14 protein-coding genes are annotated in these 14,247 nt (G+C 60.3%); 7 read left to right on the plus strand and 7 right to left on the minus strand.

Annotation, left to right across the window (positions count from 1 at the left end; all coding sequences use genetic code 11):
* The 3 genes from AC1DWF_RS24375 to AC1DWF_RS24385 all read left to right on the plus strand — a co-directional run.
* Positions 1 to 239: hypothetical protein (locus AC1DWF_RS24375; protein ID WP_476842142.1), on the plus strand; the 239-nt coding region annotated here is incomplete at its 5' end.
* A 155-nt stretch (positions 240 to 394) separates the two neighbouring features.
* Positions 395 to 700: a hypothetical protein gene (locus AC1DWF_RS24380; protein WP_476784594.1), complete on the plus strand. Its 306-nt coding sequence runs from the start codon at positions 395 to 397 to the stop codon at positions 698 to 700.
* A 408-nt stretch (positions 701 to 1,108) separates the two neighbouring features.
* Positions 1,109 to 1,405, plus strand: coding sequence for a DUF1330 domain-containing protein (locus AC1DWF_RS24385; RefSeq protein WP_476784595.1), 297 nt, complete (start codon positions 1,109 to 1,111; stop codon positions 1,403 to 1,405).
* A gap of 37 nt (positions 1,406 to 1,442) precedes the next feature.
* Here AC1DWF_RS24385 and AC1DWF_RS24390 read toward each other — a convergent pair whose 3' ends face one another.
* Entirely contained in the window at positions 1,443 to 2,342 is a 900-nt protein-coding gene (locus AC1DWF_RS24390) for a LysR substrate-binding domain-containing protein (RefSeq protein WP_476784596.1), read from the minus strand.
* A gap of 224 nt (positions 2,343 to 2,566) precedes the next feature.
* Between AC1DWF_RS24390 and AC1DWF_RS24395 the strand changes: the two genes are divergently transcribed.
* The 3 genes from AC1DWF_RS24395 to AC1DWF_RS24405 all read left to right on the plus strand — a co-directional run bounded on the left by AC1DWF_RS24395 (position 2,567) and on the right by AC1DWF_RS24405 (position 4,391).
* The gene (locus AC1DWF_RS24395) at positions 2,567 to 2,746 is read left to right on the plus strand and encodes a hypothetical protein (protein WP_476784597.1); all 180 of its coding nucleotides are present in this window, start codon (positions 2,567 to 2,569) and stop codon (positions 2,744 to 2,746) included.
* A 271-nt stretch (positions 2,747 to 3,017) separates the two neighbouring features.
* Positions 3,018 to 3,158 carry a hypothetical protein gene (locus AC1DWF_RS24400; protein ID WP_476784598.1) on the plus strand — a complete coding sequence of 47 codons (141 nt, stop codon included), beginning with the start codon at positions 3,018 to 3,020 and terminating at the stop codon, positions 3,156 to 3,158.
* Positions 3,159 to 3,452: 294 nt separating this feature from the next.
* Entirely contained in the window at positions 3,453 to 4,391 is a 939-nt protein-coding gene (locus AC1DWF_RS24405; protein ID WP_476788350.1) for a GlxA family transcriptional regulator, read from the plus strand.
* 52 nt (positions 4,392 to 4,443) lie between these two features.
* Here AC1DWF_RS24405 and AC1DWF_RS24410 read toward each other — a convergent pair whose 3' ends face one another.
* Positions 4,444 to 5,286, minus strand: a complete 843-nt coding sequence (locus AC1DWF_RS24410) for a DUF1194 domain-containing protein (protein WP_476784599.1) — start codon at positions 5,284 to 5,286, stop codon at positions 4,444 to 4,446.
* A gap of 104 nt (positions 5,287 to 5,390) precedes the next feature.
* Entirely contained in the window at positions 5,391 to 7,952 is a 2,562-nt protein-coding gene (locus AC1DWF_RS24415; RefSeq protein ID WP_476842143.1) for a GcvT family protein, read from the minus strand.
* A 207-nt stretch (positions 7,953 to 8,159) separates the two neighbouring features.
* On the opposite strand from AC1DWF_RS24415, the gene AC1DWF_RS24420 reads away from it, so the two are divergent.
* Positions 8,160 to 9,908, plus strand: a complete 1,749-nt coding sequence (locus AC1DWF_RS24420) for a hypothetical protein (RefSeq protein WP_476842144.1) — start codon at positions 8,160 to 8,162, stop codon at positions 9,906 to 9,908.
* Positions 9,909 to 9,912: 4 nt separating this feature from the next.
* Here the strand turns inward: AC1DWF_RS24420 and AC1DWF_RS24425 are convergent, their stop codons facing one another.
* The 4 genes from AC1DWF_RS24425 to AC1DWF_RS24440 all read right to left on the minus strand — a co-directional run bounded on the left by AC1DWF_RS24425 (position 9,913) and on the right by AC1DWF_RS24440 (position 14,050).
* A complete protein-coding gene (locus AC1DWF_RS24425) occupies positions 9,913 to 11,109 on the minus strand; it encodes a hypothetical protein (protein ID WP_476788305.1) in 1,197 nt (398 codons plus the stop codon).
* 18 nt (positions 11,110 to 11,127) lie between these two features.
* The gene (locus AC1DWF_RS24430; RefSeq protein WP_476784998.1) at positions 11,128 to 12,540 is read right to left on the minus strand and encodes an aspartate aminotransferase family protein; all 1,413 of its coding nucleotides are present in this window, start codon (positions 12,538 to 12,540) and stop codon (positions 11,128 to 11,130) included.
* Positions 12,541 to 12,611: 71 nt separating this feature from the next.
* Positions 12,612 to 13,619: an NAD-dependent epimerase/dehydratase family protein gene (locus AC1DWF_RS24435; protein WP_476788306.1), complete on the minus strand. Its 1,008-nt coding sequence runs from the start codon at positions 13,617 to 13,619 to the stop codon at positions 12,612 to 12,614.
* Positions 13,616 to 14,050 carry an EamA family transporter gene (locus AC1DWF_RS24440; RefSeq protein WP_476784995.1) on the minus strand — a complete coding sequence of 145 codons (435 nt, stop codon included), beginning with the start codon at positions 14,048 to 14,050 and terminating at the stop codon, positions 13,616 to 13,618. The genes AC1DWF_RS24435 and AC1DWF_RS24440 overlap by 4 nt, the downstream gene beginning before the upstream one ends.
* Between the last annotated feature and the right edge of the window lie 197 nt (positions 14,051 to 14,247).

The raw sequence follows: 14,247 nt of genomic DNA on the forward strand, positions 1-14,247 counted from the left end.
CCGCAGCATTCGCTCCCAAGGGACGCGTGACGCTGTGGGACGAACAGGAGACGACAATGTCGATCATCAGCACGATCGGCCGCTATGGTGCGGCCATCCAGAAGGCGCGTCGCGCATCGCAGTCGGAACGCATGCTGAACAGGCTGCCGCATGAAATCCAAAAGGACATTGGCTGGCCTGCGCCAGAGCGCGGAAGGCGACGTCAGGTGATCTCAATCCTCATGTCGCCTGACCGCTGACTGCAACGAATGTTTCAACATCGCGCGCCATCTGAAACAGAAAGATGCCTATGCGATATCAAACTGAAACAGAATCGAGCGTAAACTTTTGCCTGGCCGGTGGCGCATCCAGTCTCGCGTGGCGCTGCCGGCCCGTTACTCCTCAGGAGACGACCATGTCCATCATTGGCGAGTTCCATCAGTTTGGTGCCGTGCTACGGCATGCCTGCCGCGACAGCCGTATCGAGAAAATGATGAACGGCCTGCCGCGCGAGTTGCAGGTCGAACTCGGCTGGATCGACGGGGCGGCGGCCCCGCATGGGTCGAGCGCTCCGGGTCAACTCCAAAAATATGGTCGCGTGGCGCTGCTGATCAACAAGCTGCCCCTCGACATCCAGATCGAACTCGGCTGGCCGGTCGGCCCATTGGCTCCGGCAACAAACGTAATCGAGTTCGCCAGGCAGAAAGCGCGTTGCGCATGACCTTCGCCGAAAAGGTCCGTCTGCTCAKCTTTCGCCGACGCAGCGCCGGCAGGTCGGCCGCGGCCGACCGGCGCATGCGTTCGCCCCTGATATGGGCGCCGCGCACCCGCTAAGTCTCAAATTCAGGGCAAAGTGACGGAAGGCCAGATGCCTCTCTTCGACGAGCTTGGACGCATAGGCGCCCACTTCCGGCAGGCGCGAAGCATGCGCCGGACGGCCCGTATCATGAATGCGTTGCCGCCTGAGATCCAACGCGACCTCGACTGGAACCCACCGCCATCGCTCATGGTCAAAGTCTATCGCTCGATAGCCACTTCCGTGCGGGGCTAGTCCAAGCCGTCACCGGCACTCCTCTCCACGCGAACAGAAGAGTATGATTTCCTGATCATTCTCACAGGGAGTTGCGCCATGGCTGCCTATCTGATTGCAGACGTCGATGTGACCGACGCCGCCACCTTCGAGGAATACAAGCGCGAAGTGCCCGCCACCGAACAGCGGTACGGCGGACGATATCTCGGACGCGGTGGGCTAACCAAGGTGCTGGAAGGCGATTGGGAACCGCACCGCCTCGTCATCCTCGAGTTCCCTGATATGGGCTCGTTGATGGATTGGTACGGTTCGCCAGAATACAGCCGACTCAAGGCAATCCGAGAACGCTGCGCCAACACAAGGATCATCGCCTTGGAGGGCATTAGCCTCGGTTAGGTCGCCGACGTGTCGTCAATGACCGACGCGCGTAACCTCAGAACCTGCCGGTCAGGTTGAAGGTCTCGAAGGCCGCTCGAATGTGCTCGGCAGCAGCCTTGACCGGTGCGCTGGCCTCAGGCGCCACGATCATCGCCAGGCTGTAGTTGCCGATTTCCGGCATGCCGTCCTTGGTGCCTAGTTCAACCAGTTCATCGCCGAGGAATGATTTCGGCAGCGGTGCCACGGCGAGATCGGACAGGATCGCTGCGCGTTGCCCAGCCGTATGCGCACTCATGTAAGCGACGCGGTAGTTACGGCCGTCGCGACCGAGTGCTTCGAGCGCCCCTGCCCGCCAGGCGCAGCCCTCTTCCCAGATCGAAACCGGCAATGGCTCGCGCATATGCGCGCATCCGCCCCGGGCACCAGCCCAKACGATCGGCTCGGTCAACAGCACCTCGGCCCCGGCCGCATTGGCCTTGCAGGCGTTGGTGAGCAGCGTGATGTCGAGCGCGCGGTCGTCCATGCGACGCCTGAGATTGCTGCTCTGGTCGATGATGACATCGACTGCGATCGAGGGATGGGTCTGGGCAAATCGCTTGAGCACATGCGGCAATACACGTTCGCCAAAATCGTCGGGCGAACCCAGTCGAACCACACCGACGATGTCGGGAATGATGAACTTCGACACCGCCTCACGATTGATTGCCAGCATGCGGCGGGCATAACCGAGAAGCATCTCACCGTCGGTGGTCAGCGTCACGGAGCGCGCGTCGCGGAAGAACACCGAGCGGCCCAGAATGTCCTCGAGCTTCTTGATCTGCATCGACACGGCCGAAGGCGTGCGGAACACCGCGTTCGCCGCCGTGGTGAAACTGCCGGTTTCGGCGATCGCCACGAAGGTGCGGAGCACGTCGAGGTCGAGCAGCGGCAGGGGATGGTTGAGTGGTGCGTTCATGGCCGCAGTCCTTCAATATTTCTGATCGAACACATCATTCCATTTCGTTTGATTGAACTTCATCCGTGAGAGATAGTCAACACCATCGAAGCACCGGCCATGGGGCCTGCATCGACAATGCCCGAAGAAGCGCAAGATTGCGCGAGACGGTTGAAACCAGCGGTGCCCACGGGCGAGCACCTCAAGCCGGCCTTGAACCGGCCCAGCAGGAAAAGGAAACCGCAATGTCTATTCTTTCATCGATCGGGCGCATCGCCAGCCAGTTCAACGCCGCCCGCACCCGCTTTCATGCCGAACGTTCGATCGGCGCGCTGCCGCTCGAACTGCAAAAGGACATCGGCTGGCCCGAGGCTTTCGATTCCAAGACCGGCCATCGCCGCGGTCATGGTGGCGAGGCGGTCTGAACGTGATCGAGGCGAATGCCGGACCTGCCGCGTGACAGACGTGGCAGGTYTTCCGCATCGCCACGCGACAAATGCGCGCCAAGCCACATGTACAATGAGCCGCAACACAACGAATGGCGACTGCCGCAAGCCATGTCGCTTTTAAGGTGTGCCGCTTCGTATTTGCAGCATACCGGCCCCCGGCCAAGCCCTATATGCGCATCAGCAAACGAGCTGCCCCACTCCACAACGCGAAGGCACCCCGTGTAACCACGATGCATGGATACGTGTCATGAAGATTTTCGCCCGCCTATTCGGCATACGCCGCAATACCTCGCTGTCGACCGCGTTGGAACGCCAGCGTCTCGCCAAGACGATGCCAGGCCAGACGGCCGCTATGGCCGCCAACCGGTTGGGCATGCTCGTCGGCTGAACCCGGCCAATCCGTGACACCAATCCAGCCCTGACTGCCTTTCGGCGTAGGCCGGAGGGCGATATGCTTTTGGCCCACGTCCCGGTCGCAAAATGGCAGCCACAAGCGACCATGTCGCAATTTTAATTTTAGCGACAGCTGCAACCCCATTGACAGCAAGGGAATTTGCTGTTGACGCTGTGCTATTCGCGACATCGAGTTCGCGTCGTTTCCGGCCAGCGCGAGGGTTCCTTGAACGCCATCAGACATCCGATCAAACGATCGCTTGTGTTCTTCCTTGTACCCGATTTCACCATGGTTGCCTTTGCGACCGCACTCGACCCGCTACGCATCGCCAATCGCATGCTCGGCTACGAAGCCTACAAATGGCGGCTCGCCAGCATTGACGGCAAACCGGTGCGGGCTTCGAACCAGGTTGAATGCGCCGTCAACACCTCGCTCGAAGACGAGCGCAAGAAGATGGCGGGGCCGGAGCGCCCCTCGATGGTCATCGTCTGCACCGGCATCAATGTCGAGACCTACACCAACAAGTCCGTCTTTGCCTGGCTGCGCGAGGAATATAATCGCGGCGTCGCCGTTGGCGGGCTGTGCACCGGCGCTTACGTGCTGGCCAATGCCGGCCTACTGTCTAACAAGCGCTGCGCCATCCATTGGGAAAACCTGCCGGGCTTCTCGGAAGCCTTTCCCAAGGCCAATGTCTATGCCGATCTCTTCGAGGTCGACCAGAACATCTACACCTGCGCCGGCGGCACCGCGGCCCTCGACATGATGTTGAAATTGATCGGCGACGATTTCGACGACAATCTCGTCAACCGCATCTGCGAACAGGTTCTGACGGATCGCGTGCGCAGCCCGACCGACCGCCAGCGCCTGCCATTGCGCGCGCGCCTTGGCGTGCAGAACTCCAAGGTGCTGACGATCATCGAACTGATGGAAGCGCACCTGTCGGAGCCGCTGTCGCTGATCGAGATCGCCGACCATGTCGGCCTGTCGCGCCGCCAGATCGAGCGCCTGTTTCGTACCGAGATGGGGAGATCTCCTGCCCGTTATTATCTCGAGATCAGGCTCGACCGTGCCCGCCACCTGCTGATCCAGTCGTCGATGCCGGTGGTCGAGGTGGCGGTGGCCTGCGGTTTCGTCTCGGCCTCGCATTTTTCCAAATGCTACCGCGAGCTTTATGCACGCTCGCCACAGCAGGAGCGCATCGACCGCAAGCAGCTAATCGCGGCCTGAGTCCGGGCAGAGTATTCACTGGTCGCAATAGCGCTCGAGTGAATAGTCAGGTTTACCGGCTGTCCCAAAGCCAGGATCGATCGCGCCACAGCTTTTCGCCGGCCAGGCAATCATATTTCGGTTGCGCCTGGGCAAGAACGACAGGTGGATGGGCAGCCTCCTCGGCCGCCCACTGGCGTGAAGTGGGGCCGGCAAGTTCCATCACCAGCTTGCGCCGGATCGCTTCGGGGAACTGCGACCACTCGTTGACCGGGATCATGAAGGCGCCCGGCCCGCCAATGACGCAATCGGCGTAGTAGCGGTCGAGATGCTCGACATCATAAGCGTTGCCGAATCCGCCATTGGTCATCAGCGGCAGGCCATTGACGGTTATGCCTTGGGCAACCGCGGCATCCCGCACGAGATCGACAGGCGGTCCCTGGTTGTTTGGTCCGTCGCCGGAAATGTCGATCACCTGTTTCACACCGCGGAAGGTACTTTCGGCAAACAAGTCGCTGCCGAATTCGATCGCGCTGGAGATCGACGTGCGTCGGGCGCTGTTGGGCGGCTTGGCCGAGAGCTGGTTCACGACCCGTTCGGCATCGGCGCGATTGGCGATCACCGTCCAGGGCACCACCACGATCTGCGACGTCGCTCCGGCCCACTCGACATAGGTGACTGCGATCTTGCCATAGGCGCCTTGGGCAATCGCCGCCAACACACGTTCATCGGTGAGTGCTGCGGCATAGCCGTGGCGCTGGATTTCAAGTTCGTCAGGCGACATGGAAAGCGAGACGTCGACCGCAAGCACAAGCTCGACATCGACTTGCTCGACCGCGCGGGATTGAGGCACCAGCCCAAACACCAGCGCCAGCGCGGCGCTGCCTGCAAGAAGAGCTTTGGCCGCAGACGACATTTTTGAAGGGTAAGCGAGAATCGTTTGTTTCAAAAGAAAAGCCCGGCCAGAAAGCCGGGCTTTTCATTCACAATGTTGCGAAGTGCTGTCGCTACGCTGCAGCCTCAGCTCCGCGGCTTGAGATTGTCCGGATCGTAAAGCGGCTTGTAGCCGACGCCAGCGACTTCGACTGGATAGGTCTCACCGAAATATTCGACCGCTAGCTTGCGGCCTTCCTGGGCATAATCCCACGGAAGATAAGCGAGCGCGATATTCTTGCCGATGGTGGGGCCGTAGGCGACCGACGTCGTGAACGACCGGCGGCCGAGTTCATCGACCAGCGTCTCGCCGGTCTCCGGGTCCATCACGGGCATGATGCCGACCGGATAGCGGGCAACGCCCTTCTGGTCGACATTGTCGGTCATGACCAGGGTACACAGCATGGCCGGCTGATTTTTGCGGGCGCGATATTTCTCATGCTTTGCCTTGCCACGGAAATCCGCCTCCTTGACCTTCGGGCGGGCAAGATCGGCTTCCAACAAGTTGTATTCGGTCAACAAATCGGCGTTCTGCAAGCGCAAGCTCTTTTCCATACGCCGTGAATTGGCATAGGTTTCGACACCAAAGGCCATGACGCCGGTCGCCCGCAACGCGTCCCAGACGGCCAGGGCATCCTCGTATCGCATGTGCAATTCCCAGCCCTGCTCGCCGACATAGGAGATGCGGAAGGCAGTGACGTCCTTGCCTGYGATCTTCAGCGGCTTGATCGCGGCAAAGGGGAAGTTTTCCGGCGAGAGCCCCGCCGGATCCTCCACGACCTTCTGCAACGCTGCGCGCGCATTCGGCCCCCAGATACCAATGGTGACGTAGCTCTGGGTGACATCGGTGACGGTGACATCGAAGCCTTTGTCTTGCGCCACCCGGCGCATGTAGTGGAAGTCACGCGGGCCTGCGTCGGCGCCATCGATCACGCGGCAGCGGTCGGCCATGCGGATGACGGTCAGATCGGCGCGCACCATGCCCTCATCGTCGAGGAAGTGGGTGTAGATGCCTTTGCCGATGTTGGCGTCGCCGCCGATCTTGGCCGCGCAAAGCCACTCCATCAGCGCGACGTGATCCGGCCCTTCAACGTCGATCATCGCGAAATGCGACAGGTTCACCATGCCGCAATCCTCGCTCATCGCCAGGTGCTCGGCATTGGAAACGCGCCAGAAATGTCGGTTGTCCCATTCGTTTTCGCGTTTCGGGACACGGTTGCCGTATTTCTCGAGCAGATGCTCGTTGGCGGCATAGCCATGGGCGCGCTCCCAGCCGCCAAGCTCCATGAAATAGCCGCCAAGCGCCCTCTCGCGCTCCCAGAAGGGCGAGCGGCGCACATCGCGGCCGGTCGCATAAGGTTCGCGCGGATGCACCGCCGGATTATAGACCTTCTGCGCCGCCTCGCCGCAGCGACCCTCGATGAACTTCTCTTCGAGCATGTGGGGGTAGAAGCGGGAATAATCGATCTTGTTGTGGTCGATAGGCGTGCGCCCGTCGGTCATCCAGTCGGCTATGAGCTTGCCCATGCCAGGGCCGTCCTTGACCCAGATGGCAACGGCATACCACAGGCCGCGAACCTTCTGGCTCTCGCCCATCGACGGCCCGCCATCGGTGGTGACCTGCAACAGTCCATTGAACGAATGGCTCTCGTTGTATCCCAGTTCACCCAGGATCGGCGTGAGTTCCATGGCGCGTTCGAGTGGGGCTATGATCTGCTCCATGTCGAGGTCGCGCTGCGAGGGCGAAAGGCGCGCCTCATGCTTCTCCAGTAAATCGCGCGGATGGCAAAGGCGCGGGTTGGTCTCCTCGTAGTAACCCCACTCGATCTGCCCGCCTTCGGCGGTCTTGGGGTCGCCGGTATCGCGCATATAGGCCGAATTGCCCTGATCGCGCAGCAGCGGCCAGCCTATCTCCTTGCCGGTCCCGGCAAACTCGGTGTACGGGCCAAAGAAGGTGAGCGGATGATCGACCGGCATGACCGGCAGGTCCTCGCCCGCCATCTCTGCGATCAACCGGCCCCAAAGGCCAGCGCAAACCACCACGTGGTCGGCCATGATGGTGCCGCGGTCGGTCACCACGTCCTTGATGCGACCTTTCTCGACAACGAGTGACTTGGCCGAGGTATTGGCGAAAGCCTGGAGTTTGCCGGCTGCGACGCCCTGATCGACAAGCTTGCCTGCCACAGTCTGCGAACGCGGAATGACAAGACCGGCATCGGGATCCCAAAGGCCGCCCTGCACCATGCTTTCTTCGATCAGCGGGAACTTTTCCTTGATCTCGGTCGGCTCGATCAGGCGCGCGCGCGTGCCGAACGCCTTTGCCGAGGCGATCTTGCGCTTGATCTCTTCCATGCGATCGTCGTCGCCGACACGCGCAACCTCAAGGCCGCCAATGCGGGCGTAGTGGCCCATCTTCTCGTAGAAATCTATGGAGTAGAGCGTCGTCCAGCAAGACAGGAAATCGTGGCTCGTCGCGTAGCAGAAGTCGGAGGCGTGCGCCGTCGAGCCGATGTCGGTCGGGATACCGGATTTGTCGATGCCAACGATATCGTCCCACCCGCGCTCGATCAGGTGATGGGCAACCGATGCGCCCACGATGCCACCCAGCCCGATGATGACGACCTTCGCCTTTTTCGGAAACTCTGCCATTGCCCACGACTCCGAGATGATTTTGCCGGCAGACTATAGGGCCGTGCTGGGCGATTGCAGCCTGTTTGCGACATTGCCAAAAAGCCGCGCGACCAGAACCGGAAAGTCGTCGCTACCCGACCGGAAAATTGCCGACTCGTTAACCCTATCCAGATGAGCCGAATGGTAGAAACGACCCACAAGATGAATAGCCGGGTGGAAACCTACATGGACGTAGTGGCGAACAAAGACGACGGCTACACACAGTCAAGGACAGTCATCGATTTCACCTTGCCGCTATGGTTGATGCTTGCAGCTGTCGTCGTGTGCGGCGCGATCCTGTCTCTGCCGATAACCGTCCCTATCGGCCCTATGTATTGGGACGTCTTCATCTACTACGATGCGGCCAACCGCATCTTTTCCGGCCAGGTCCCGATCGTCGACTTCTTTGCGCCGGTCGGTCCGCTCGGCTACTATCTTGCCGCCGGGCTGATCTGGCTATTTCCAAACGGGCAGCCGTCGCTACTAGCCGCCTGGTCTCTGCTGATCGTTTCGGCGCCGCTGATGGGCATAGTACTTTGGGAAGTCGGCAGCCGGTCGCGCGTCACGGCGATGGCGTTGCTCATTCCCTTCCTGCTGTTTGCGCTGCTGCCCTTCAATACGCGCGAATTTTACCCACTTCCAGGTTCCGATGCGTTCGGCATCTACAATCGCCAGTCTTGCCAGCTTCTCTACATTCTGGTCGCGGCATTGATGTTCGTACGCAAGCAGCCCGCTCTGCTGGCCCTGATCACGCTGATCATGACCGCGCTGTTTTACCTCAAGATCACCGGCTTTGCCGTTGGCGGCATTATCTGCGCCTACGCTTTCCTCGCTGGGCGCGTGCAATTCCGCACCGGGCTGCTGGCAGCGCTTGCCTTCGCAGCAATCCTCGCCGTCATCGAGGTTTTGACTGGCATCGCAAGCGCCTATGTCGGCGACATTCTGCTTCTCGTCAGCAACAATAGCGGCTCGCTTTTCTCGCGCCTGCGGGAATCGGCGTCCCAGAATTTCGACGTGGTGATCGTCGCCGCCGCTCTGATAGCCGTGCGTAGTTGGACCGAACTGCGCCGTAAGCCAGACCCCACGGCGACCATAGCCAGCTCCTCGCTGGTCGCGCGTGTACAAGCCTTCTTCAATCTACTTCCGGCGTGGTTAGCCGCCATRCTCTTTGCCGGCGTCCTGTTCGAAGCGCAGAATACCGGCAGCCAGGGTTTCATATTCCTCTGGCCTGTATTGCTGGCGATCCTGTTGAGGACAGAAAGGCTGAACGCAAGGCCAGCGCTGCTGCTGACGGTCGCTGGGTTAGTCGCAGCAATCGCGTTGCCGCCGGCGCTCGCAGTGTTCTCGCGCGCGGCGCGCACCTATATAGGCGGCGCCAACAATCCAGCTCTAGTGCATCGCAACCTGAAGACGCTGGGCGCGGTCAACATGCGCCAGGAGGTTTCCGTCCGAGCCGATCGCATGCTGGCATTTTATCCCGGGCATCGCGCTTTTTACGACGACCTGATTGGCATAGACGAAAACCCGACGCCGCTGATCTATTCGGACTTCCATTTCCAAATCGGCCACCTGAAGGCGCAGGACCGCGCAATCGACTCGATCAGGGCCCTCGAAGCCGCCAAGGGAATTCGATTTGAGACCATCATGACGCTCGATTTCATCAACCCGTTCCCATGGCTGATGGACCGCACAGCGCCACTGCACATCTCGATCGGCGCCGATCCGTTCCGCACCGTGCCCACCCCCGGCCCCGAAGTGCAGGCCGCCGTAGCCGGAGCCGACCTCGCGCTCTACCCGACCTGCCCGCCGACGATAAACAACGCCGCGCTCCATGCGATCTACGCCGAGGCCCTAGCGGGCCACAAGCGCGTCAAGCTGGACGATTGCTATGACGCGCTGGTCAACCCGAAATTCGCCGCAGCGCTTGGGCAATAAAGCTTCAGCGGTTGCGGTCTTCCATATCGAAGCGCGGCTTCCACAGTTCCAGCAGCATCATCGCCATGATGAGGATGTAGGGGAAGTAGACGCGGCTCTCTGGCAGCGGGAAGACCACGAACTTGCCGCCGATGCACAGGATCTGTGCGGCCAAAAGCACGGCGACGACGCCATGCCTCGGCACCTTGCCGGCCCGCAGCAGTGCCAGCCAGCCAAGAACCAGCAGCGCAAACAGCGTCAGCCATTCGTGAAAGCGGAACGAACTGGTGAAGCCACGGACGAGCCCGCGGAGGTAGGAGACCACAAAATAGTCCGGATGAAAGCCACGCATGTCGTTCTGAATTTCGACATTGGTGAAGTAGTAGTGCGCCCACCAACCGGGATGCTGGCCCGCCGCCGAGATTGGGCCATAGACAGCACCTGCCAGCACAAAGGCGACAAGGGCTGGCAGCACGCGCCCCCTAAACAAGACAGCCGCGAGCAAGAGCGCAAACAAAAAGATGATCATGTCGGGTCGGGCCAGATAGCCAGCCAGCAGGATCGGCACCGCCCACCAGTCTCTGCCTATGCGGATGAGATAGGCCGCAAGCACGAACAGCGCGGTGCCGAGCAGGTCCGGCATGGCCAGCTGTGCCATGGACAAAAAACTGCCCAAAAGCATGATCGGCCCCAGCACGAGCGCCGACTGCAACATTTTTTCGCGCCGCATCCACAGCATCATGACGGCGCCGATGATCAAGACGGACACCGCGTTGATGATCTGCGTGGTTTCGACATAACCGACGCTCGGCCCAAAGGTCTTGATCAGCCACGTGTAGCCAATCTTGACCCGGTAAAAGACGAGCTGCGACTGGAAAAACTCGGGATTGGCGTATTGAGCGATGTTGTAAGCGTTGGCCGTGGTCAACTGGCGAAACTGGTCCTCCGTCGCACCCGCCTTCATGATGCCCCAGACTTTTTCGTGCAACTGCACCGAATCCGCGACCTGATCTTCCATGGCGATTGCCAGGTATGGCGCCATGTCCCAATTGTATTCGGGATGCAGGAACGGAACCGCAGCCACAAGCAAGATGAACAGCGCAAACACGGTGGCCGACAGGCTGGTCACCAGACGTTTCGTCCAGTAGGTCGAAAAAAGCGTTGACGCGATATCGACCAGACGGCCGGGCATCCGGGTTGAATTGATGTCTGTGGCGCTCATGATCTGCCCCCTTCTTGTCTACTTGACCTGGCTCTTCACGAAGTCCTTGACGATCGAAACGATGCCTCTGCCAAGCAGGCTGTCGAGCGCAGCAACCAGCACGTCGACATCGGCACGGCTGCAAGTCAGTGGCGGCAGCAGCCGGACAACGTTGCGGTTGTATTCGGTGAATGCGACCAGCACGTTGTAGTCGCGCAGCAAAAGGGCGCCGACAAAGCCGGAGAGCGACCCCTTGAGCTTGTCGTCGAGCACGCTGACCACCGGCCGCAGCACCATCGGCAAGGTCTGCGAGAAGTCGTGGAACTCGAGGCCGACCATCAAGCCCTGGCCGCGCACGTCCTTGATGATCTTGGGATATTTCGCCTTCAGCTCTTCCAGCCGCTCCAGCAGATAAGCGCCTGTCGTGGCAGCGTTTTCGATCAGCCCCTCGTCATAGAGCACGTTGAGCGTTTCGATGGCGGTGATGCAGCCTTCGCCGATACCGCCGAAAGTCGCCATGGCGTGGATCATCGCCGTCTTGGGCGTGCCATAGGCCTTCATATAGACGTCGCGGCGTGCGATCATCGCTGCCATCGCAGCTTTGCCACCACCCAGCGACTTGGCGACAGCGGTGATATCAGGCACCACATTGTAGTGCTCGAAAGCGTAGAAACGGCCCGAACGGCCAACGCCGCACTGCACTTCGTCGGCAACCCAGATCACACTGTATTTGTCGCAAAGGGCGCGAAGCTTCTGCCAGTATTCTGCCTGCGCCGTGATGATGCCACCACCGCCCTGGATGGTTTCAAGCACGATGGCACCGATCGCTGGATCGGAACGGAATGCGGCCTCGACCGCATCGATGTCGCCGAAGGGCACACGCACGGTGTTGTCTGTGAGCTTGAACTCACCGCGATACAGCGCACCGTCGGTGACCGAGAGCACGCCCTTGGTCTTACCGTGGAACGAATTCTCGGCGTAGACGATCTTGGGGCGCGCCGGACCCGCTGCACGCTCGGCGAGCTTGACTGCCGCCTCCATCGCTTCCGAGCCGGACGAGCCGAAAAACACCATGTCGAGATCGCCGGGCGAAATCTGCGCCAGATTGTAGGCCAGCGCCGACGCATATTGCGACATGAAGGCGATGCCGATCTCGTGGCGCTTCTCCTCCTGGAACTTCTTGCGTGCCTCAAGCACGCGCGGGTGGTTGTGGCCGAGGGCCAGCGAACCGAAACCGCCGAAGAAATCGAGAATCTTGCGGCCGTTCTGGTCGATGTAGTGCATGCCTTCGGCACGCTCGATCTTGATCTTGTGGAAGCCAAGCAGCTTCATGAAATGCAGCTGGCCGGGGTTGAGATGCGCCTTGAACAGGTCGGTCATCTTGGCGACATCGAGCGCCTTGGCCTGCTCGACCGACATCAGGTTCGGCTTGGCGAGCTTTGCCGAAGTCATTGCCGGAGCAACCGCGACAGCATGCGAATGAGCCGTATCCGGCTTGGTGACAAGCGTCATGTTCAAATCCTCTATTCGGCCGGGGCGTGCTGGGTGGACGCGGCGACACCGTCCTTCTTGGCGCGATATTCCTTGTAGGCGGCGATAAGCATGTCCTCGTCGCGGTATTTCGGCACCCAGCCGAGCTGGCGCTCGCCCTTGGAAACGTCGAGCACGCACTCCTCGTCGGCGATCAGATATTGCTCGGGGTCCATGATCGGCATGTTCATCATGTCGAGCAGGTCGAGCGTACGCTTCACCGCCCAGCCCGGCGTCGGCAGCAGGATCGACTTCGAACCGGCATGCTTGACCAGATCGCCGAGCAGCTTGCGCACCGGCGGCGGGTTGAGCGAACCGAGATTGTAGGCCTCATTCGGCACGCCAGCCTTCCATGCGAGGCGCGCGGCTTCCGCGCAATCGAACACCGAGATGAATTGGTAGGGGTTCTTACCCGAACCGATCATCGGCACGGGAAGGTTCCAGTCGATCAGCTTGAACAGCTTTTCCAGGATGCCGAGACGGCCGGGGCCGATGATCAGGCGCGGACGAAACAGCGAAATGTTCATGCCGCGCGTCCGCCATTCGGCGGCCAGTTCCTCAGTCTTCTGCTTCGACCAGCCATATTCGCCAAGCGGCGCCACCGGGTGCTCTTCGGTCATCGGCTGGGTCACCGTGTGGCCGTAGATCATGTCGGTGGTGTAGTGCACCAGCTTGGGTGCCGCGGCATGATCCATCGCCTTGATGATGTTTTCGGTGCCGAAATAATTGACCGGGAAAAAGAAGTCGTGGCGCTTGGCCCGCACCTGCAGCGGCGACAGCATCTTGGCCGACAGATTATAGACCATGTCGTCGGCCTTGATGCCGACGGCTGCGATCGACGTCGGATCGGTCACGTCGCAATGGACGAAGCGCACGTTGTGGTAATGCGCGAGATCGCTTTTGACGATGTCAGCAACGACAACCTCTTCGCCGTCGGCGATCAATTTGGGCGCAAGATGACGACCGACGAAGCCGTCGCCTCCGAAAATGATGTGTCTCATCGCAAAAGCTCGCTTGTCTTGGTGGGTTCGATGGAGGCCGCAGCGACAACCTCGCCATGGTCGCGGCCGCTCTGGGCGATCAGCACGGTGCCAAAGCAAATGAAGGCGATACCGGCGATACGCCAGGCGTTCAGGTCCTCATGGAAGACGAAATAGGCGAACACCGCGACCGCCACATAGGCGAGGCTAAGGAACGGATAGGCAAAGCTGAGCTCGACCTTGGACAGCACATAAAGATGCGATGCCATCGAAATGACGAAGGTTAGCAATCCGGCAAAGACCCAAGGGCTGAAGACGATCTGCAAGATCTTGATCAGCGGATTGGTGCCCTCAAAAGAAAGCGGACCAAGCGACATCATGCCATGCTTGAGCATCAATTGGGCTGCCGCATTGGTCATCACTGTGAAAAGGATGAAGAGAATATATTTCATTGCTTTGTCCGTCCTTCGCACAAACTAGCGAAAAGCCACGAATATTCCGTGAAGCTTTCCCGGCAATTTTAAATTTTCTCGCATTTCTCTAACAATCGCAGGCAATCTACTCGGCCGCCTGCGCCGCCTCGCCGTTGCGCCCGCCAAGCCTGCCTGCGGTGCGCGCCCAAAAATCCGACATGAAGGCAGGGTCACGC

The organism is Aminobacter sp. P4_D5, assembly GCF_056401815.1.